This window comes from Desulfobacterales bacterium (assembly GCA_034003325.1).
In the GTDB taxonomy this organism is placed as follows: Bacteria; Desulfobacterota; Desulfobacteria; order Desulfobacterales; family JAFDDL01; genus JAVEYW01.
The window spans coordinates 1-22,230 of sequence record JAVEYW010000026.1 but is presented as its reverse complement, the minus strand read 5'-3'; the positions used below and the strand labels follow the sequence as shown (position 1 = coordinate 22,230).

General features: G+C 49.4%; 19 protein-coding genes. All 19 read right to left on the bottom strand.

Annotated features, from left to right (window positions below):
* Positions 1-39 precede the first annotated feature (39 nt).
* Entirely contained in the window at positions 40-897 is an 858-nt protein-coding gene (locus RBT11_19530; GenBank protein MDX9788975.1) for a 3-hydroxyacyl-CoA dehydrogenase NAD-binding domain-containing protein, read from the bottom strand.
* A 96-nt stretch (positions 898-993) separates the two neighbouring features.
* On the bottom strand, positions 994-2,796 hold the full coding sequence (locus RBT11_19525; protein ID MDX9788974.1) for an acyl-CoA dehydrogenase: 1,803 nt from the start codon (positions 2,794-2,796) through the stop codon (positions 994-996).
* Positions 2,797-2,929: 133 nt separating this feature from the next.
* On the bottom strand, positions 2,930-3,712 hold the full coding sequence (locus tag RBT11_19520; GenBank protein ID MDX9788973.1) for an enoyl-CoA hydratase-related protein: 783 nt from the start codon (positions 3,710-3,712) through the stop codon (positions 2,930-2,932).
* 138 nt (positions 3,713-3,850) lie between these two features.
* Positions 3,851-4,627, bottom strand: coding sequence for a 3-oxoacyl-ACP reductase family protein (locus RBT11_19515; GenBank protein MDX9788972.1), 777 nt, complete (start codon positions 4,625-4,627; stop codon positions 3,851-3,853).
* Between the two features lie 91 nt (positions 4,628-4,718).
* Positions 4,719-5,483: an enoyl-CoA hydratase/isomerase family protein gene (locus RBT11_19510; GenBank protein ID MDX9788971.1), complete on the bottom strand. Its 765-nt coding sequence runs from the start codon at positions 5,481-5,483 to the stop codon at positions 4,719-4,721.
* A 140-nt stretch (positions 5,484-5,623) separates the two neighbouring features.
* Positions 5,624-6,577, bottom strand: coding sequence for an enoyl-CoA hydratase/isomerase family protein (locus tag RBT11_19505; GenBank protein ID MDX9788970.1), 954 nt, complete (start codon positions 6,575-6,577; stop codon positions 5,624-5,626).
* Between the two features lie 164 nt (positions 6,578-6,741).
* Positions 6,742-7,311: an isochorismatase family cysteine hydrolase gene (locus RBT11_19500; GenBank protein MDX9788969.1), complete on the bottom strand. Its 570-nt coding sequence runs from the start codon at positions 7,309-7,311 to the stop codon at positions 6,742-6,744.
* A gap of 86 nt (positions 7,312-7,397) precedes the next feature.
* On the bottom strand, positions 7,398-8,567 hold the full coding sequence (locus tag RBT11_19495; protein ID MDX9788968.1) for a thiolase family protein: 1,170 nt from the start codon (positions 8,565-8,567) through the stop codon (positions 7,398-7,400).
* A gap of 22 nt (positions 8,568-8,589) precedes the next feature.
* Positions 8,590-9,039 (bottom strand): OB-fold domain-containing protein, encoded by a 450-nt coding sequence (locus RBT11_19490; GenBank protein ID MDX9788967.1) that lies wholly within the window; start codon positions 9,037-9,039, stop codon positions 8,590-8,592.
* A gap of 323 nt (positions 9,040-9,362) precedes the next feature.
* A complete protein-coding gene (locus tag RBT11_19485) occupies positions 9,363-11,321 on the bottom strand; it encodes a heterodisulfide reductase-related iron-sulfur binding cluster (GenBank protein MDX9788966.1) in 1,959 nt (652 codons plus the stop codon).
* A complete protein-coding gene (locus RBT11_19480) occupies positions 11,322-12,209 on the bottom strand; it encodes an electron transfer flavoprotein subunit alpha/FixB family protein (protein MDX9788965.1) in 888 nt (295 codons plus the stop codon).
* Positions 12,206-12,961: an electron transfer flavoprotein beta subunit/FixA family protein gene (locus tag RBT11_19475; protein ID MDX9788964.1), complete on the bottom strand. Its 756-nt coding sequence runs from the start codon at positions 12,959-12,961 to the stop codon at positions 12,206-12,208. The genes RBT11_19480 and RBT11_19475 overlap by 4 nt, the downstream gene beginning before the upstream one ends.
* Before the next feature lie 228 nt (positions 12,962-13,189).
* Positions 13,190-13,963 carry an enoyl-CoA hydratase-related protein gene (locus RBT11_19470; GenBank protein ID MDX9788963.1) on the bottom strand — a complete coding sequence of 258 codons (774 nt, stop codon included), beginning with the start codon at positions 13,961-13,963 and terminating at the stop codon, positions 13,190-13,192.
* A 29-nt stretch (positions 13,964-13,992) separates the two neighbouring features.
* Positions 13,993-15,216, bottom strand: a complete 1,224-nt coding sequence (locus tag RBT11_19465; GenBank protein MDX9788962.1) for an acyl-CoA dehydrogenase family protein — start codon at positions 15,214-15,216, stop codon at positions 13,993-13,995.
* Between the two features lie 61 nt (positions 15,217-15,277).
* The gene (locus RBT11_19460) at positions 15,278-16,507 is read right to left on the bottom strand and encodes a CoA transferase (GenBank protein MDX9788961.1); all 1,230 of its coding nucleotides are present in this window, start codon (positions 16,505-16,507) and stop codon (positions 15,278-15,280) included.
* Positions 16,497-17,732 (bottom strand): CoA transferase, encoded by a 1,236-nt coding sequence (locus tag RBT11_19455; GenBank protein MDX9788960.1) that lies wholly within the window; start codon positions 17,730-17,732, stop codon positions 16,497-16,499. The genes RBT11_19460 and RBT11_19455 overlap by 11 nt, the downstream gene beginning before the upstream one ends.
* A gap of 76 nt (positions 17,733-17,808) precedes the next feature.
* Positions 17,809-18,555: a 3-oxoacyl-ACP reductase FabG gene (gene fabG, locus RBT11_19450; GenBank protein ID MDX9788959.1), complete on the bottom strand. Its 747-nt coding sequence runs from the start codon at positions 18,553-18,555 to the stop codon at positions 17,809-17,811.
* Between the two features lie 45 nt (positions 18,556-18,600).
* On the bottom strand, positions 18,601-19,362 hold the full coding sequence (locus RBT11_19445; protein MDX9788958.1) for an SDR family NAD(P)-dependent oxidoreductase: 762 nt from the start codon (positions 19,360-19,362) through the stop codon (positions 18,601-18,603).
* 556 nt (positions 19,363-19,918) lie between these two features.
* Positions 19,919-21,484, bottom strand: coding sequence for an AMP-binding protein (locus RBT11_19440; GenBank protein ID MDX9788957.1), 1,566 nt, complete (start codon positions 21,482-21,484; stop codon positions 19,919-19,921).
* Positions 21,485-22,230 lie beyond the last annotated feature (746 nt).

Genomic DNA, 22,230 nt, shown 5'->3' with positions numbered 1-22,230 from the left:
GACCCGACTCGATACACGATTCAACAACCACCGATTGAGTTATTTCTTGCTGTAATCGTATACCCCTTTTCCGGTTTTCTTTCCGAAATTACCTGCTCTTACCAGCTTTCTCAATAGCGGCGCGGGACGATATTTATCACCCAGTTCCGCGTGCAGCCCTTCCATAACACGCAGCAGGGTTTCAAGCCCGATCATATCGGAAAGCGCCAGCGGTCCGATGGGGTGATTACAGCCAAGCAACATACCCTTGTCGATATCTTCCGCTGTGGCCACTCCTGTTTCCAGCGCGAAAAACGCTTCATTCAGCATCGGACACAGGATTCGATTCACCGCAAACGCCGGGGCTTCATTCACGATAATCACTTCCTTGCCCAGCTTTGCACCCCATGCTTTTGCGATTTCAAGTGTTTCATTAGAAGTTTCTTGTCCCTTAATCACTTCAAGCAACTTCATGACCGGTACGGGATTGAAAAAGTGGGTCCCGATAAAGCGGTCCGGTCTTTTCGTCGTCGCCGCCATCTCGGTGATGCTCAACCCCGAGGTATTGGAGAAAAAGAGACACTTATCCGATACAATTTGCTCGAGCTCATTAAAAATTTGTTTTTTAATGGCAAGCACCTCAATGACAACCTCCACCACGATATCTGCATCGGCGGCAGCCACTTTCAGATCCAGGGTGGGAGTGATTCGACCGAGAATATCATCCATTTCAGCCTGGGTCTTTCGGCCCTTTTCGACATCCCGGGAGAGATTCTTCTTGATGCTGTTCATGCCGTTATCTACAAAGCGCTGTTCGATGTCCCTCATGGCGACCTGATATCCCGCCTGTGCGCACACCTGAACGATGCCGTTTCCCATCAGCCCGGCGCCGAGAACACAAATCTTCTTAATGTCCATTATTGTTTTCCCTTCTATTTTGAATGGCCGACTCCCATAGCGCAGTTATCCAATAAAAGCGTATGGGAGTCGGGTCTGGTTAAAATAAAGTGGCTGCTATTTTCCGCCAAAAGCATCATCCGAAATATCCACTGCAACGCCCTTGCCGTTCATGATCGCCGTCATTTGACCGTGGGTCACCGGCAGGACCGATTCAACAAAGAACTCGGCGGATTTCAGCTGTCCTTCATAAAACGAAACATCCTTACTTTTGGCATTGCCTTCCAGTCCTTTTGCGGCCAGAAGGGCCCGCCATACCAGGAGCCACCCCGTGACAACGTCACCGGTAGCCACCAGAAAGTTAGCGGCATAGGCATTCGCCTTGTCCACTTCGCCGGCGGCGACCACGTTTTTAATATGGGAGACAACCTCGGCAAGTTTATCCAAAGCGGCTTCCACCTGGGTTGCCAGTGCACTGGTGGCAGCCACCGCTTTTGCCTCGGTAAGGGTCTCTTTGATCCGGTCAGACAGCGTCGTAAACAACTGTCCGTCTTTCATGGAAATTTTACGCCCCATCAGATCCAAGGCCTGAATGCCGTTGGTGCCTTCATAAATTCCGCAGATCCGGACATCCCGCAGCAGCTGCTCAACCGGGAAATCGCTGGTATACCCATAGCCACCGAACACCTGAACGCCCATGTTACACATTTCCACCGCACGATCAGAGACATAGCCCTTGGCGACGGGAATCAGAATTTCAACCAGATCCTGATATCTTTCTTTTTCTTCGGCGCTTTGCGCCAGGGTTTTCCGGTCTTCACAGTTGGCCACAAAATAGAGCAGGCTGCGCATCCCTTCCACGTACATTTTCATGGTCAGCAGCATGCGGCGTACATCCGCATGATTGATAATGGTCACCGGCCCGTTGGAGCCGGGTTTGGGGCTTTGCACGCGGGTCCGGGCAAAGTCCAGCGAATGCAGGTAAGATGAAGAGGTGTTGCCCAGCGATTGCCATCCGCACATGAGCCGCTCTTCATTCATCATGACGAACATATGGGCCAGCCCCTTGTTTTCCTTTCCGAGAAGGGTGCCGATACACTGGCCTTTGGCGCCCATAGTCATCGTACAGGTCGGACTGCCGTGAATCCCCATTTTTTCCTCAATGCCAGTACACCAGACATCGTTGCGCTCACCCAGACTGCCGTCGGGGTTGACATGATACTTCGGTACGAGGAAAAGGGAAATGCCGCGGCTACCCGCAGGAGCACCTTCAATTCTCGCCAACACCGGATGAATGATATTTTCCGTAAGATCCTGCTCGCCGCTGCTGATGAAAATCTTGTTCCCGGTGATCGAGTAGGTCCCATCATCATTTTTCACCGCCGAAGCGGTCAGTGAGCCCAGATCGGAACCGGCTTCGGCCTCGGTCAGCAGCATGGTGCCGCTCCACTTGCCCGTGTACATATTCTTGAGGTAGGTGTTCTTCTGCTCATCAGAGCCGAACAATTCCACCAGATGAGCCGCGCCGTGCGTCAACGCCGCACAAAGAATCAACGCCATGTTACCGCCGCTTAAAAGTTCCCGGGTGGCCATAGCGAGCGTCTCGGGCATTCCCTGTCCGCCCCATTCCGGGGTGCGGGCGGGTGCCAGCCATTCTCCTTCCGTCAACAGTTTCCAGGCCCGTTTAAATTCATCGGGGGTCGTCACCACCCCTTTATCAAATTTAACGCCAATCTCATCGCCGATTTTCAGCGTCGGAAGCAGCTCTTTAACCGCAAGCCCCCGTGCCTCAGTAACGATCATGTCGACTGTCTTTTTGTTGAAATCAGCAAAGCACTCGTGCTTGCTCATTTCGCTCACCTGAAATTGTTCGTGAAGAACAAAGTCGATGTCTCTTCTATCTGCTATGACTTGTGCCATATCCTTAACCTTTCAGGATGCCCGCTTATCCGTTCACCCGGTTTGCCGAAAGTGTGTCGAAAAAAACCTAACAAAATGCCGTTCCATGAAAACACTTTCGACACCGAAGACCCACCGGTTAAACAGCAGTAGGCTATTGATGTTTAAACTCAGGTTTTCTTTTTTCGATAAAGGCGGTAACGCCTTCCTTCTGATCGTAGGTTGCAAACAAACTCTCAAAGCACATCATCTCATGCTTCAGCGCTTCGCTTAACGGCATATTCCTGCCCGCGTCCATCAGGCCCTTAATCGTCCGCAGGGTAAAACCCGGCCTTTCAGCAAGTGTTTTTGCCAGTTTTTTGGCCTCGTCCATCAACGATGCCAGCGGAACCAATTTGTTCACGAGTCCAATACGGTAAGCTTCAGCAGCATCAATCGGATCCCCCGTAAAAATCATTTGTTTCGCGTACCCGGAGCCCACCAATCGCTGCAAGCGCTGAGTACCGCCGGCGCCCGGCAAAATCGCCAGCTTGATCTCAGGCAGGCCGAACTGCGCGTTGTCGGCGGCAATTCGAATATCACAGGAAAGGGTAATCTCACATCCGCCGCCAAAGCAAAGGCCACTGACCGCCGCAACCGTCGGTTTTGGCAAATTTTCCAGTTTGTTAAAAATCTCTTGAAAATGGCCGACGAACTTCCGAATGATGCTGGGAGAAGAAAATGTGGAAATTTCTTTGATATCCGCACCGGCACCAAAAGCCTTCTCATTTCCAGTCACAATAACGGCCCGAATGTCGTCATCAGCAGTGATATCGTCCAGCGCCAACCCCATTTCCGTTAAAATATCATCATTGATGGCATTGAAAAACTTGGGCCGGTTCAGGGTAATGGTCGCGATATGATCTTTCTTTTCGTAAATAATCGATGTAAATTCCACGATGCTTATTCCTCAACAAAAAAGATGATGTCAAACTGATAGCCGAATGGGAAAAAGGCGGGGCGACCAATAAAACGAATAATCGTGCACCCCGCCTACTATCAAAAAAGGCCATCCGGCGAGCGGCAGCTCCCCTTTTTACGGCATGCTAAAGCCACCATTCACACTGAGTGTCTGGCCGGTGATATAAGTTGCCTTATCTGAGGCCAGAAAAACACAAGCAGCAGCGATATCTTCACCGGTCCCAAGTCTTCGCATGGGATACCCTGCAAGAACTTTCTTTGCCTTATCCGGATTTGATTTGATACCGTAAAGCTTATCCAGAATGGCTTCATTCTCTTCGGTCTGCGTCACCGCCGGGCAAACACAGTTAACATTAATCCCCTTCGGTCCCATATCCTGCGCCAGGGATTTTGTGAAATTAAGAACCCCTGCCTTAGCGGCGGCATAGATGCTCTGAAAGCTGTCGCCGACTCTGGCGGCATCCGTGCCAATGAAGATAATCTTGCCGCTCTTTTGCTCGATCATTTTCGGCAGAACCGACTTTGCACAATTGAACGCACCCGTCAGGTCAACAGCAAGAACCTTCTGCCACTCTTCCGGTGTCGTATCCATAAATTTGCCCAACTGAAAAATAGCGGCAACGTTAACGATAATATCCAGCCTGCCGAAATTATCCACAGCCGCGGCAGCCAGCTTATCGGTACCTTCCAGCTTGCTGACGTCCGAATTAACGAACACAGCCTTGCGGCCCAGAGCCGCTACCTCTTGAATAACTTTTTGCGCGGCTGCTTCATTTAGATCGCCAATCACGACATCAGCACCCTCTTGGGCAAAAGTGCGGGCTAAAACTCTACCAATTCCCTGAGCGCCGCCGGTGACAATCGCTACTTTATCTTTAAGGCCAAAATCCATTATAACCCTCCTGTTATTTCCATATTAAGCGCAGGCAATCGGATATCCCGGAATCTTTACCGTTTATTATTCCCGATATGCTTCCGCCAATCTATTTATTCTTCCATACCGGCTTTTTTTGAGCCAGGAATGCCTCAATTCCGATGTTGGCGTCTTCGGTTTTCATGAGTTCTTTATCATAAATTTCGGCGGTTGCCTTCATCGCCGTTTTCAAATCCACGTCTTTAGCGGCCAAAATGGCTTTCCGTGTCAGTTGAAGAACAACCATGCTTTTCGAACAAAGATTATCGGTTAATTTTCGCACGCCTGCTTCCAACTGATCATGCGGGAACACCTTGTTGATGAGACCGATCGCCTTTGCCTCTTCAGCGCCAATCAAATCACCCGTCAATATAAGCTCATGTGTTCTTTTAAGACCGACCAATCGTGGAAAAACTGAAATCGCCGGTGCCGGAAATACGCCGACATTAATTTCCGGTTGCCCGAATTTGGCCTTTTCCGAGGCATAGACCATGTCACAAAAAGCGATGACCTCGCAGCCGCCGCCCAGCGCCATGCCCTTAACCACGGCGATTTTGGGTTTGAGCCCGTACATCAGGCAATGAAGCAACTCGTCAAAGGTATCAAACATTTCCTGCGCGGTTTTGTGATCTCCCACATCGACTCCGGCGGAAAAAAATTTCTCGCCGCCGCCGTGAATCGTTATGACCTTTACCTCATCATCGGACTCCGCATCTTTTATGGCTGCGACAAATTCCTTCATAGACTCAATGCTTAAAAAGTTAACAGGGGCTCTCTCATGAGTGATCGCACACACCCCCGCCTTTTTTTCGACAGCAATATATTTTTTTTCCATCTCTTCGCTTGCGCCTTTCAATATGGTAAAAGTCTATAGAACGGCTAAACCGTACACCTTACCTCCTTTTCCGATCCAATGGCCAAACGAGCTTCCACAGATCAAACAGGTAGTAACGGTGTACGGTTTGAATAGTTTTTTTAGATTTTCTCACCGCATTTCAAGCAAAATTCAGCATATGAGGGCAAAAATCGCGTATTGCATTTTTTGCATTCTTTCTGATTGGGGCCCCACATAAACTCCACGCTTTTGCCGGATGCAGCCCGTTCACGAAGTCCCATATAATCGGGTTGTCTTTTTTCAACGAAAGAATACATGCCCTCATGGGATTCCATGCTGTTAAAGTGAACCGCGACCCAATCAAAGGCATGGTACATATTTTGCAGTGCCTGGTCTTTCCAGAGATTCAGGTTGATCAGCGTGGCACGGGTACAATCCGTAAACTTGTTTTTCAGTTTTTCAGCCATCACCGCCACGGCATTATCCAGTTCCGCATAGGGAACGACCTGGTTCACCCATCCCCATTCCAACGCCTGCTGGGCGGAATACGGTTCACAGAACAACAGCACTTCTCTGGCTCTTCGGTCGCCGATAATCATGGGCAAAATCGTGCAAGCCGTAGCCGCTACGGAACCCACGCGTGTGCCAACTTGCCGGAAAGTTGCATGATCAGCAGCAACCGCCAGATCACAAGCAATATTCCACTCATTCCCGCCGCCGACTGCCATGCCGTTGATTCTGGCAATGGTGGGTTTTCCCAAATGAATCAAGGCTGAATAGGCATCAAACCATATTCTCGACCATTTGACGAAATCCCTGGGGGTGCTGGTATAATTTTGCTGATATTCCACCACATCGCCGCCAGTGCAGAAAGCCTTGTCGCCGGCACCCGTCAGAACGAGACAAGCAACGTTATCATCACAGGCCGCATCCTCCAGCGCTCTTTTTACTTCCGTCAGCGCCAACGTGCTGTAAGAATTATAAAATTGCGGACGATTCCAGGTGATGGTAGCCACATAATCTTTTTTGGTATAAAGAATATCTTTGAATCCAAACTCTTCCGCCGGTTTTCCCTGAACTAAAGCTTCTCTCATTAAAAATTCCTCCCATTTAATTTTTTTTTAATCTAAGCTGTTATTTTTAACAACATCATTAACCGCGTGAATATAGCATAAGTGACGAGGTAAAAAAACAAATAATTTTACAAATAGATATACTAAATAATTAGGTTTTCTACTCGCAGCCCCGTGTGGTTATCCTATAGATTGGTTGCAAGATATTGCCATAATTCATCCGCTCTCATAATTTGCAGATACGGGAACAAGGTGCTCTTGCGATAAATTTCAATCACAGCCTGATGATCTGCCTTTGTAACCGACGCGCAACAGTCTTCAAGTAGAATTACTCGAAAATCGTGGCTTAACGCATCCAGTGCCGTCGCCAGAACACAAACGCCTGTTGTTACGCCGGCAATGATCACAGTGTCAATCCCTTTGACCCTTAAAATCTGATCCAAATCAGTCTTAAAAAAGCCGCTCCATCTGCGCTTGGGCACATAAATATCCCCGGGCTTCTGATCAATTTCATCTAAAACCTCTGCGCCTTGCGTGCCTCGAATCGAAAAGGGTTTTACTCTGCCGGTAAAAAAATAATCTTCAGGTAAAAAACTATCCATGGCGAATATAATGGGCCAGCCATTCTCCCGGCCCTTTTGAATCAATTGATTCAGCGCCGGGAGAATCGCAAAGCCTTCAGCCGAAAGCGTTGATTCGCGCTTCTTAAAGGTATCCTTTAACATATCTACTGTAATAACAGCGTATTTCGTCATTTATTCGCCTGTCAAAAAATCAAATTAAAGCGCTTTTTGTCACATCATCAGGCATATAGCCTACATGCACCTGAAAAAATAACCGTTTACCAGGCACTCGTCAGCATGTGCATGGTGCAGGCCGCATGTTCAGTTCCGGAGAGACCGCCGCCGGTCACATGCGTCATGGCGACTTTGGGGTACGGTTCTACCTGATAGCCCGGGCACTGTCCTCTCATCTGCTTAACGCTGGCGGCAACCTGCGCAGCCCCGGACGCGCCGACCGGATGCCCATAGGCCAGCATGCCACCACGCGGGCTGACAACGCATTGCCCGCCATAGGTGGATTGGCCATCTCTGAGGAATTTCAAGGATTCGCCCTTGCCGCAAAGCTGCATCACTTCGTAATAGAGAATTTCAGCAATGGTAAAGGCATCATGCAGTTCGAGGATTTGAACTTCTTTGGGTCCAATGCCGGACTCCTCATACAGTTGTTCCACAGTCGCTTCGATAATATCATCGCCCGTGATATCCCGGGGACGGTTATGATAAGGCCCTGAACGCAAGGTGGAACCTGCCACCTTCACCGGTTTTTCGATCCCCAGTTTCTTGATCATGTCTTTGGAACAGACCACAACGGCACCTGCGCCGTCCGCAATGGCGCAGCATTGATGAAGCGTCAACGGAGAGGCGATCATCCGTGAAGCCAGAACTTCTTCAACCGTAATATCCCCTTTAAACAAGGCGTACGGGTTATTCTTGGCATGTCGCCGGTTCTTAACGGTAACCTGGGCAAGATCTGCAGGCGTACCACCGGTTTCATACATCCATCGTTGCGCTCGCATGGCGTATTTACCGGTCATGACCGCCCCATGCCTGCCCTCGATGTCACTGTCACGCACGGTAAACGCGAATCCGGCTTGTCGATGCAGGGTGTGATTTTCGACCCCTACCGCCAAAGACACATCCGTGATTCCCATGGTGACGTCTTTTACGGCGCAATGGACCGCCATGGCACCAGCGGAGCAGGCGCTTTCAACGCGAATAACCGGGCAATGCCCCAACATGCCTAAATCTTTCAACACGGCCTGCCCGCTGCAGCTGCCGTTATCAAGGTTGCCAACGTAGGCGCTTTGAATAAAATCCGGGCGCGTAATGTTTGAGGACTTCATCGCCTCAAGCGCGGCATCCCGCCCCAATTCATCAAAATCTTTTGTATGAAATCTGAAGGGGGTTTCCCCCACACCGGCTATATAAACTTCTCGCTCCAACTTCATATGCGGTTCTCCTTATAAGATCTTATTTATCGACTTTTTTAAACATATAACCGGTTATCGGCAGCCCGTCATTATTCATGCTGAACTCTCCGACCGTTACCTCCACCTCATCATCACATTTAAACGACCCCACTTCGCCTTTGAGTTGCGCAAAAATTCTCAGGTCTTCCGGCAGATCAATATATCCAAAAATATAGGGAGTTTTAACTAACGGCGACCCAACGAAAATTTCGCTGTAGCTATACAATGTGCCTTTCCGGCTCAACGGTTCCATTTCGTATTCTCTTCCCCAGCAATTCGGACAGGTGTCAAGCTTGGGAAAGTCTATCTGGCCGCAGCTTTTGCACCGATATCCTTTTAAATAGGGAGGGGAACCATCCTTCGGCACTTCGAACAAATCCTCGCGGAAAAATGTAATATCAGGCTTTTTTTCCTTTTTTTTCTTTGGTGCTTTTTCGACTGTTTCTGACATTGATATTTCCTTTCATACCATTAAGTTATCCATCATGGTGATCATTCCCGGAAAACCCGCCGGGAATAATGGTTGAATCATGCACGGCGTTTTGCTTTTCATTGAATCATCGCACCCATCACGGGCCAATAACGATTCGGGTGCGATCTATCCTAAATGAAACGCTTGAGGGAATAGGGGTAAATGATGCAGAATAATGCTGACCGTCGCAGTTTGGCTTATTCGGCAAAATAACAATGCAATTCGCGAGTCGAGTCTTTGGCCTCAAAACCTGAGTGATTCAAGTCATCTTACATCGTGCATTATACAGCCATCTTGGTCCCCTAACTCATTGCCACATTAATAATCTCAGCGATATCAAATACTTTTTGCTCATCTGTCACGCTTTTCATCCCATCGGTCAACATTGCCAGGCAAAACGGGCATGCAGTGGCAACAATGTCAGCGGATGTTTCAAAAGCCTCTTTGGCCCTGTTTCTGTTGATGCGTGTCCCTTCTTCTTCCGCCCAGTAGTTTCCGCCCCCTCCGCCGCAGCAAAAACTGTTATTCTTATGCCGTTGCATCTCAATACAATTGCCGGCTTTCCCAAGTACCGCACGGGGCGCATCATAAAATCCATTCCGTCTACCGAGGTAGCAGGGATCATGATAGCAAATGCTTTGATTCTTTTTGTCTATCTTGATCTTGCCTTTTTCCAGCAGCTCATTGAGAAACACGGAATGCGGTATGACATTGTACTCGCCGCCAAGCGGCGGGTAATGTCGTGAAAAGCTGTTGTAGCAATGGGGGCACAGGGTGATGATATCTTTCACGCCGAGTTCTGAAAATTCTTCCACGTTCTGTAATGCGATTTCACGAAATAAAAACTCATTTCCCATCTGCTTGGCCGGATCCCCGGTACATCTGGATTCTTCTAAAATGCCGAAGGAAATGTTGGCCTTTTGCAGTATCTCAACCATGGCCTGTGCGATTTTTTGAGATCTTTCCTCATAGGTTGGCGCACACCCTATCCAGAGCAAATACTCGGTCTCACCTTTTTCAAAAATCGGCACGTCCAGCCCTTTGCACCAGTCCTTGGGCCCCGAACCGGTTCCAAAGAACGGATGCTGGCGCTGCTCCAGGCTGTTGTTGGCCTTACCCATCAGTTCCGGTATTCGGGATTGTTCCATCACGAGATTTTGCCTGAACTTCAATATCGTCTTTGGCTGGTTAATACACACCGGGCAAGCTTCCATACACGCGGTACAGGTCGTGCAGGCAAAAATAGCGTCCATGCCGACCTCGTCGATGAGTCCTTCATCATCAAATCCGCCGCTATGCAGTTTCTCCGCAAGCGTGACCATAACGCCCTTGGGCGACAACGACTTTCCGGTGGATGCGGCAGGACAGACCTCATGACAACGGCCGCACCAAAGGCAACTGTCATAGTCGAGCAAGCGCTTGCGCGTAAAGTCGGTGAGCTTGGCACAGCCCAAGGTGGGCACTTCTTCAGCGGTTTCATCGTCAAAGGATGAAAAATCGATCACCCCCATCCTCGTACCCGGCTTCGGATTGGCCAGCGCCGCGTTGGTCGGCGCCAAGGCAATATGCACCATGGGGGAAAATGGGATATAGGCGATAAAGGCCATGGCCATTAATCCATGCGTCCACCAAAGCACCCTGTGAAGGCCGTTGTTGCCCATCGGAAAAAAACCGGCCAAAAAATTGCCGACAAAGGAATAGGGGTCCGGTCCGTTGGCGGCGATTCGGAGCGCCTCGATGTAAAAACCAGAGGCGATCACAAACCCGAGAAGGCATATCTGCGGCACAAAGCCAAGCCGTTCCTTTGGCTGGCGCAGCCGCTCAGGGCCAAACAGACGCCTCATGAATAAAAATATCAACCCACCAAGCGCCACCAATCCGGCCAGATCTAGGAAAAAGCTCATAAACCACCGGTTAAATCCACCCTCAAACACCGGCACTTTTAAATAGATGTTCAGCATCACAAGCCCCGTGCCGATCGCCAGGAACACCATTCCCCAGAATACAAATCCATGTGCAATTCCAGTAAAAATCTTTCTATAAATTTTAGAACCTAAGATCCCCTTGGTAATCAGCGCATGAATATACACCGGCCCTATTTTCCCCGGTAGCGGCGGCAGGTTCGGTTTCACTCTCTCCTTGCCATGCTGTATTTTTTTCCAGTGAGCATACAAACCATACACCAGGAGCGCCACCGCTGGCAGTGCAAAGGCATCAATCAATAAGCCATAACTGATATTCCAATAGGGGATCCGGCCCATCTACTTCTCCTCTGTCAACGCCTTCGTCAATGCAGGAATAACATTTTTGTAATCAGCCACAATGCCGAAACGCGCTCGTTTGAAAATATTCGCTTCCTCATCCTTGTTGATTGCCACGACGCATTTGGCATTGGCAATGCCGGCTAAATGCTGGCTCGCGCCGGAGATGCCGATCGCAAAATAAACCGAGGGCGCAACAATGTTGCCTGTTTGCCCAATCTGCATGGTCGGAGCGGCCCAGCCCTCGTCCACGGCGCCGCGGGATGCCCCCACCGCAGCATTGACAATCCCTGCCATTTCATGCAGCATTTTAAAATTATCAGCGCTGCCGACTCCCCGGCCGCCGGATACGATGATTTCCGCATCCTCAAGCGGAATGCCTTCAGCTTTGATTTCCTCTTCGGATAAAAACTGAACAGCTGCCTCTTTAACCGGCAACGGTGTTCCGGCTGTAGTGCCGTCCAACACGGCTGATTCAAAATATTTCCTGCGAACCGTTAAAATAACAGGCGTTTTTTTGACCTTATATTCCGCCACAGCCTTTCCGCCATAAATGGGACGCGTAACCGTCATATCCGGTGAAATCGCGATGACCTCAGAAAGCACCGGTGCATTAATGCAGACACTGAGACGGCCGGCGATCTCGGCGCCGACCGTGGTAGCAGACATCAAAATCACTTCATAGCCTTGCTGGCCGATCAGCTCAGCAGCCGCTGCAACCAGATTGGCGGCTACCGACTGGTCCGTCTGATAAGCGTTGCCATATGTTCCGGGAATATTACCCGCTCCCAACGCCAAAATATCCGGTGATCCGCCGAAAATTCGGCCGACTGTCACCAGCTCTCCAATTCTCTTTGTATCAATAATCTCGATGATCAGCGTTTTCATAGATATCTGCCCTCCCTGAGTTTAGCCAAAAGGGTTTTTGCGGTTTCCCCTAAATCGTCAATCGGCAAAAACTCACAAACCGATTCCATTTTCGGGATACTCACGGAGAGTTCTTCAACGTTCATGGGCGCGGCCGCGATCCCATCCATTTTGTCCACCGGTTTCTTTTTGGCGGCAAAAATCGCACGTACCGCGGGAATGCGCGGCACGTTTTCAGGAATGCTCGTAATGGAAAGCACCCCTTTGCCGGCAAATTTCAACTCCCGGCTACCGTTTTCGTGAATCTGCCGTACTTTCCAGGCACCCGCGTCCGACTCAATAAAGGCAATCTTGGGCAAAAAGGTATACCCCATCATTTCCGCAAGAATGCTATGAACAATCCCCCGATCCATGTCGGCCGACTGCTGGCCGGCCAGCACCAGGTCCACATTCCCGAGCTTCTCAAGCGCCATTTTCAAATTGGCCGCAATCACATATGGATCATCCGAATCACCCATCACCAGGTTGAGATTATCCCCTCCCATGGCAACGGCTTTTCTTAGAATGGAAACATCATCGCTTTTCCCATAGGATATGATACTCAGCGACGCATTGTATTTTTCTTTGAGCTGAACGCCGGCCTCTATGGCGTTTTCATCATAAAGCCCGATCATTCGCGTGTATCGAGAGTTAGCCCGGCCATTGACCAACTCAAAATCCCCAGCTGGGACTTCATAATCCGGTACGACCTTTGCCATCACCGCTATATGCATTATTCCAAAACTCCCCTCGCCTTACTATCAGCAGATGGGTTGCGTAGAATTCAACACGGAAACGCATGCTAAAAAACGCATCCCGCCTGCTCGATATAAGCCATTCTTGGTCCCTTATTTGAAAGCGCAACTTCCCGGATTCAACCTGTTTCAAATTTCATTCGGGAAGTTGAGGTTCAGATAGAAAACCGGCTACATCAGGATGTCAACAACACGCCGGTTTCGTGCTTATTTACCGCTCCACACCGGTGCTCTTTTTTCCGCAAAGGCGGTGAACCCTTCTTTTCGGTCTTCCGTATCCCGAAGAACACCCCACAAGAGTTGAGAATACATAAGAGAGTGTTCGTAAGGCATATCCTTGCCGAGAACCGCCGCCATTTTTGCGGCTTTAACACTCAGCGGCGCATTCTGAGCGATTCTCTCGGCCATTTTCTTGGCCGTTGGCATCAGTTCGGCAGGCTCGACGAGATCGCTGATAAGCCCCACCCGGTAAGCTTCCTGCGCATCGATCATTTCACCGGTCAGCAACATTTTCATGGCCACCGCATGGGGAATCACCCGCCCGATGGCCTGAGTGCCGTTGATACCCGCCAGGCTGGCGACTTTAACTTCCGTCAAGCCGAATTTCGCATTCGTGCTGGCGATTCGAATATCGCAGGCCAATGCCATTTCCATGCCGCCGCCAACCGCAAAACCGTTTACCGCGCAAATAAGGGGTTTCCACATATTGAAATAGGGCAGCGGCGTCATCGGCTCATCTTTCAAAAAAACTGCCGCCATACATTCCGTGGGCGGCTTTGTTTTTTTCATATCCGTGCCGGTTGAGAACGCTTTTTCTCCGGCGCCGGTCAATACGGTCACACGAACATCATGATCCGCCTTTATATCGGTCAAAATCTGCTTGATCTGGGCCAGTGATTCGGGGTCCAGGGAATTCATCGCTTCCGGGCGGTTCAATGTGACATAGGCAACATGGTTTTCTTTTTTAAATTCAACAGGCATGGGTCTATCTCCTTTCAAATAGCGTCTGATTAGTCTTCTTTTGCCACAATAAAGGTATTGTAGGGTTTTTTCTCTTTAAGCAATTGCCGGGCAATCGACCATCGATGAATTTCGGAAGGCCCTTCGAGAATTCGCCAAATCCTCACGATTCTATAAACATACTCGATACCCAACTCTTTGGAAACCCCGTATCCGCCATGGACCTGAATCGCACGATCGGCAACGCGAGAAAGCATTTCCGTCGCCAGTGTCTTAAGGGAAGCGCCTTCAATGCGCAGGTCCTTATGCCCTTGGTCGGATTTCCATGCCGCATAATACAAAAACCATCTTACGGTTTCCAATTCCATCGTAGAATCCGCTATCCAGTTTTGGACAGTTTGCCGATTGGCCAGCGGCTCTCCAAAGGTTATCCGTGTGTTGGCCTGGTCAATCATCATCTGAATCAACCGCTCAGCCATTCCGGTGCAGCGCGAAGCCAACTCGATTCTGCGGACGCCAAAACGGTTTTGCAGGGGTACAAATGCCTGCCCAATTTCACCCAAAATCGCATCATCCCCAAGTTCGACATCTTCCAAAATCAGATCCCAGGTCCGCAGCGGCCCGATAACCGGTGTTTCACGCCCGACCCGCAAACCCGGCGTGTTTTTGTCAACCAAAAACGCCGTGAATCGATCCTTTTGCTTGGCCTCTTTATCCGTGACGGCTATCAGAATAAAAAAAACATTATCGTAATCACACTTGCTGATAAAGGTTTTCGTTCCATTTATAATCCACTTATCCCCCTTGCGAACCGCAGTGGTTTTAAGACCGCTCACGTCGGAGCCCGCATCCGGCTCCGTGCACGCCATGGCAGATTCCAACTCATTATTGCAATAGGGAGTAAAATATTTTTCGCGCTGATTTCCCTTACAGCAATCCGCCAAATAGTAAAGGTTGGGCGCATCCGGCGGCAATGTGAAACCATAAAATCCAATGTAGGACTTGCACAATTCCTCAACCACCAGCGTCTTGGCCAACATTCCCAACCCTTGACCGCCATACTTTTCATCCACCTCGATGCCCCAAAAGCCCAGCTCCTTGGCTTTGGCCATCAGCCTTTGGTTGACATCATCCGGAAGTAAATGGCCCCCATCCGCATACATTCTCAACTCGCGTTCAAGATGGCTTTTTTCAAGCGGCAACAACTCCCTCTTGACAAACTCGCGCATTGACTCCTTAAGCATCATATATTCTTCTGGTATTGAAAAATCCATTGATTCCCTCCTTTAGGAATACTGCATTCAACTTTCAAATAGGCGAATTGATCCTTCCCGCTTAGACCAACACATTCGCCGCCTTTAACTTGTCTATCTCTTCAGCGCTGTATTCCAACATGTCGGATAACACCGCCATCGTATGTTCGCCAAGCAGGGGAGCCGCCGTTTCCATTCGAATGGGCGTTTTCGTGAACACAAATGGACCGCGATTATAGAGTGTTTTGCCGACCACTGGATGATCCAAATAAGACCAGAAGCCTCTATCACGAAGATGCTTATCCTCAATGGCACCGCGCGCATCATTCACAACGCCGGCCCGGACACCGTTTTGAATCAGTTTTTCCATCAATTCGGTATTGTATTGCCCCTCAGTCCACGCCTCAACATGTTCATTGAGCTCGGCTTCATGTTCCTTGCGCTTTTCAAATGTTGCAAACTTTTCATCTTCCGCCCACGCGGGATGCCCCATGACCTTCTTGAGCGACATCCATTCCTCTTCGCTGAAGACGGCAATGGCAATCCAGCTTCGATAGCCGAGGGTTTTATACACATTATGCGGCGCCGCATAGGGATCCGAACATCCCGTCGCCCCCAGTATCTCGCCGTGTGACGAATACGCTAGAAGATCCGATGGCTTCATCGCAATCGCCGATGCAAGCTGGGAAATAGCCACCGTTTGCCCTTTTCCCGTGATTTCCCGCTGAAGCAGGGCCGCCATGATGCCAAACAACGTGTGCGTGGGTACCATCACATGATCCGTATAGTTCGTGCCGGTGCCGAAAGGAACCTTCCCCGGCTCCGCCGCTCTTTCCGTCAACCCGCACAACGCATTCAGATTGACGCCATACCCCATATATCCGCTGTGGGGCCCGGTTGTTCCCTGCAAGCTCATGGTGACATAAATGGCCCGCGGGTTCATTTTTTTAATATCCTCCCACCCCAGGTTCCATTTTTCCATCTGCCCGACACGGAAGTTGTTAATGACGATATCGCTCTTTTTAATCAAGCGAACAGCAATATCTCTTGCCTCCGGAAGGGCCATGTTGACGGCAATGCTCTTCTTGTTGGGATTTCGGTTTGAAAAGTAGCCACTGCGCTCAAACCCCCCGGGTTTTCCATCCTTGAACGGCGGGCCCAAGCGAAGAATATCCGGTCTTTTCGCGCTTTCAATCTTAATGACCTCCGCCCCGCATTGACCCAGCATATTGGTGGTGATTGGCCCCGCGCCGACCCAGGAAAAATCACATACCACAATGCCGTCAAGCGCCTTTTTCATATTAGCCAACATAGATGGTACCCTCCTTTGCATAGGCATCAATTTCGCTTTGAGTGTATCCGACTTCCAGCAAAATCTCGGCGGTGTGCTGCCCAAGCGTGGGCGCCGGTCCCCCGAACCGCCATTGAATTTCACCGAACTCGTACGGAGCGCCGGGGAAGGTGACATCATCCTTCAGATAACCATGGGTTACCGTTTGAAAGAAACCGGTGGCCTTTAACTGGGGGTTTTCAACCAGATCTTTTCCGTTGCTCACTGGCGTGGTCGCCACCTTGTAGAATTGCCCTTTTTCGTACAATTCCAGCTTGGTGTGCTTCATGGTATAGGCTTCAAAAATGCGGCAGAAAATTTCGTAATTCTTGAGTTCCCGTCTGAAATTCTGATCCAGCCACTTTTCATCATCAAAGGCCTCCCATCCCTCAACCCCTTCTTCTTTCATCCATCTAACGAATGGATCCCACATCTGCTTGTTTTTATTACCCATCGCCGCTACCAAGGCAATATATCCGTCTTTGCATTTAAAAAGCCCGCCGCCGGCCAGGGTCCCAAACGCAGATCTGCGAATCACGCCTTCAAGATCCCAGAACTGGGCCGCATTTTCATGGGCGGACGCTACCGACTCAATTGCGGCGATATCAACGAACTGACCGATACCGGTCTTTTTGGCAAAATAGAGGGCAAAGCCGCTGGCAACCGCCGCATGTGCCCCTGCCGTCTGGTAGGCTTGGTCATCCGGCGCTCTGACCGGTTTGTCGTTGTTATCTCCAGCAAGATAGGTAAACCCGCTCAACGCCGAGCAGGTTAAATCCGATCCCGGATAATTGGCATAGGGCCCGGTCGCACCGAACAGCGTCATGGACGTCTGCACCAGTTTAGGATTGACCGCACTCAACACATCAAAACTGAGTCCCATGCTGTTCAGGACGCCCGCGTCAAAACTTTCAAGCAGCAAATCGGCAGACTGACACAGTTTCAGAAAAATGTCCTTGCCTTCGTCCTTATTTATATCGAGAGCAAGGCCTCTTTTACCGGCATTGTAATAAAGGAACTGAAGACTTCTATCCTTTCCAGGAATGTTTTTAAAAAATGGCCCGATATTTCGAAGCGGATCGCCAGTGATGGGCTCAATGTGAATGACATCCGCCCCGACACCGGCATACAGCTTCCCCGCATAGGGGCCCAAAACGCCGGTGAAATCGAGTATCTTTAAATTACTGAGAGAACCGTTTTCCGTCATCGTCGTACTCCTCGCTTTTAAGATGCCATGTTGCAAGTGGAATCAAGCCTTACGGCAGCAATGAACTGGTTCCCCATCATCCGGCATACAGGCTTCTGCCACCGCAGACGTAAAACACCTGTCCGGTGACAAAACTGGTTTTATCGTCGGCAAAAAACATGACGGCGTTGGCGATATCATCCGCTTCCCCAAAGGTGCCGGTCGGCTGCTTTTTCAACAAGCCGGCGATTTGTTCCTTGGACGCGTGGTCCCACATCGGGGTATAGATCAATCCCGGCGCAATGCAGTTGACGGTGATATTTTTCCGACCCAGTTCGAGCGCAAGGGTTCGTGTCAATCCGACCATGCCGGCCTTTGCCGAAGAGTAGCCGGCCTGCCCCGCACCGCCCAACCAGGCTCTGGAGGCGATATTGATGATCCGTCCGCGATTCTGCTCCACCATATACCCATGGACAGCCTGGCTGCACAGAAACGAACCTTTTAAATTGACCTTATAGACAAAATCCCAGTTTTCCTCTGTAACCTTTCTCAACGGGGCGATAATTTCCACACCGGCATTATTAACCAGGATATCAATTGAGCCAAAAGCATCGACCGCCGCCTTAACCATGGCTTCTACCTGTGCCTTATCGGAGATATCCGCGACCTGTCCAATGACGTCAAAACCGGCTTTTTTGAATTCACCGACCGTCTCTTCGACTTTCTCAGCAACCACATCGTTGATGACGACTTTAACACCTTTTTCCGCCATTCGTTGGGCGGTCTGTTTTCCCATACCACTTGCAGATCCGGTGATGAGTGCGACCCTATTTTCAATGCCCATTTTATATTCCTCCATTATTATCGGATATTTTTGATTTACGATGCATCATATCGACATAGAAAAATGGATGCATTTCCCGCCGCAAACAAAGAGTGTCTGCCCCGTAATGTATTTGGCGGATCGCGATGCAAAAAACTCAACAGCGTTATCAATATCCTCGGGCTTGCCGAGCCGCGCCATCGGAATGCTGCCCTTCAGCTTGGCCGTTTCCTCTTCGGATAAGCCGGCATCCGCCAAATCACCTACGCCAATGGAATTTACCGTGATATTGTCGATGGCGGTTTCAAGCGCCAACGCACGGGTAAAACCGTAAATTGCCGCATTCGCGGCGGAAAGACTCGCCACTTTCGGCCATCCAAGATAGTATAGGCTGCCGATATTAATAATTCGCCCATATTTCTTTTCCCGCATGACCGATACGGCTTCGCGGCAGAAAAGAAACAACGGGTCCGTGCCGGATGTTACCGTCTTATTCCAGTCGGCCTGGGTCAGATCGGTCGTTTTCTTGCCCTGTAGTACATTGGCCTTTACCGCAATATTGTTCACCAGCACATCGAGTTTTCCATAAGTGTCAACAGCTTTCTTCACCGCCGCCTTCACCTCACCCTCATTGGATGGATTCACAACACATCCGATCGCTTCTCCTTTGGCCTCTTTGATCTGCGCGACGGTTTGGTCCACCGACGCTTTGTCACTGCCGGCAATCACAACGCTTGCGCCTTTTCCCCCGAAGCTCAAACCAATGCTCTGTCCCACTTCGTCCGAGACTCCGTTTATCAGCACCACTTCATTTGATGTGTTTTGCATAATCGCTCTCCTTCGTTACCGAAAAAATGGTTCTAAGTTTTATTATCCGGTTCATCAAATCATGGTTAACTATTCAGCCGCACCTCGCAGCAACCAAGATGCGCATGGATGACATATCAGATTTTTCCACATAATTTTTTATGTGTTAACGGATACATCAAGGTAATTTGACAACCACGGCTAATCCGTATTGGGCTGATTCCCAAACGGCCTTGAAACGCCTTATCACTTATTTTAAAACCTGTTATCATTTCTTGAAAAAATAGTCTGCCGATTAAAAGGGATTATTATATCCTAAATATTAAAAATTTACAACAATTGTATTTTTCCATAGATGCCAAGCAGTTTGACCCCGTGCACAGTAACGACTGTTTGCAAAAAATGGAATTAAATTTGCGGGCCACAGTATTTTGGCTAATGTTCAGTTCAGGACTACAAGATAAGGTAGCCAAAACCGTGATGGCGGGCTTTTTATGCAATAATCAAAAAACACTTATTATAATTGTTTATGTTTTTCAATTATTTTTTGTAACCCTATAGTTAAAAAATTTATACCCTATTTCAAACACCTTTCCCCTTCTTGAAGGAAGCTTCGCTTTAAAGCTCCTTTTTTAACCTTTCCCCAGGCCGTCAACGGCAGGGATTCTATAAATTCTATATGCTTTGGATACTTATACCGCGCCACCTTTCCCTTGAGAAATCCAAGCACCTCCTCTTGCGTCAAGGTCTCATTCTCCTTGCAAACAATAAAGGCCTTTCCGGTCTCCCCCCATCTCTCATCCGGCACACCGATGATGGCGACATTCTCTATTTTTTTATGATCCCCCAATACCCGCTCCACTTCAGCCGGATAAACATTTTCGGCGCCGCTTCGATACATGTCCTTTGCCCGGTCGGCAATGTATAAAAACCCCTCTTCATCCGTATATCCCAGATCCCCCGTGAAAAGTTTGCCGTTCACGATGGTGGCGGCGGTTTCCTCCGGCATGTTCCAGTAGCCGGTCATCACATTCGGACCGCTGGCAACTATATTGCCGATCTCACCAGGCGATAATCGATCCCCCTGATCATCCTCCACCCACACTTCCGTAAAAAAGTTGGGAAGTCCGCAAGATCCTTTTTTTGAAAGGACAAATTCCTTCGGCACCGATGTCATGCCGGAATTTTCCGTTTGGCCGAAGCCCATCTGTAAATACAACCCTTTCTCAGCCAACGCATTGAACAGCGTTGCCGGTGTCCTTTCTCCCCCGCCAAGCACCACCCGAACACTGTTCAGATCAATCCGATCCAATACGCCGGTTTCCAGCACAAAGCGAAACATGGTCGTGAGTCCGAAAACAATCGTTGCCCGGTAGGTTTCAATGTCTTTTCCAAACTGCTCGGCATCGAATTTTTTCCGCATCAGCAGCGTAACCCCTCGGCACAGCCCCGGTGTCGCCGTTACCGCAAGACCCGCCGAATGGCAAAGAGGCGCCTGGGACAGAAAGATGTCATCCCCCCGCATATCCGCAAGAATAATATACTGAAAGCTCTTGAAATAGGTCTGACCGTGTGAAATGACGGCGCCTTTCGGATCCCCGGTGACACCAGAGGTATACAGAATAAGAAGGGGATCATCCAAATCGACCGGCGCATCCGGCGTGGGTTCTGTTGTTGGATAGCCGCCGATAGATGCGTGATAATCCATCGCCCACTCGGGAGGGCCGTCGAAATTCGTTTCAAAGGATGGAAGCCAGACGAACTTGTCCGCCTCGACTGAAACGGAAGATCTGATCAGCGCCACCTCATCTTGAGTTTCATCGTGAAATACAAGAAGCCGGCAACCGCAGCTATTCAACTGATAGGCCAGTTCCCTGGAAACCATTCTGAAATTTAAGGGAACAAAAATTAACCCCAGTTTTGCCGCGGCAAAATAGCACGCCAGAAACTCCGGACAGTTAAAAAGGTTCACCGCAACCCGATCGCCTTTTTTAAGGCCTTTTCCCGTAAAAAAATGCGCGACCTGATTGGCCGCATCATTAAGTGATCGATATGATATCCTTTCATCTTCATAGATGATGGCCGCTTTTTCGGGCGTCAGCATCGCCCATTTGCTGATTATTTTTCCGACACTCCACTGCATGAATCAAAGCCCCTTTTTTCTGCCGCCATACATCGGCAATAATATGTTTTCACCTAATCCGGCAAAGCCGGATGCTGGAATGCTGGGACATAAAAGCCATCTTTCACCTTCGGCGAATATACACGCAAAAGCGTGCATGTTTCTGGTAAAGGGCCTAAATCCTGCCGGGTTGTCCCAAGACCAATATATTAAAGCCTCCCGCCGAACAAAGGCAAAAGTCATGCCATTTCTGGTTTCATATACTATAAAACCAATATGTTACTCCCCGCAATACCGGCGATTTCGCAAAAAATACGATATCGACACAGTGCGCTCCTTCTCCACCACTGAGAAACAGGAAAAAGAAGCGTTCGTGCGATAAAATTTTCGTACATGGATTCCGAAATTTTTACAAGGCCGACTTATGAGGATAATCAAGTGGGAATTCTATCCAAAATTTTGGTTTATACCCATTATATTGGGCACCCGATTCATCCCGGTGGCTCTTGAACGAATCTCTTGAAGGCGATTGCTTCGGTGATCGTCGTGCGAAGAGTTACAAAACGAGAGCGGCTTGACTGAGCTGAAGAGGGTGTTCTCACCGCAGGCAATTCTTGCCTGCGGTGAGCCCTCAAAAGCTGTCACGGTAAAGGGATTAAACTTTAGCCACAGCGGGTTTACCCGGCGTTTTTTCGGGATGTTGCTTATTGAAACCAGTGGATTCCACTTTTTCATTCCCCCGAACGGGCGCTTTGCGTCTGCGAAGA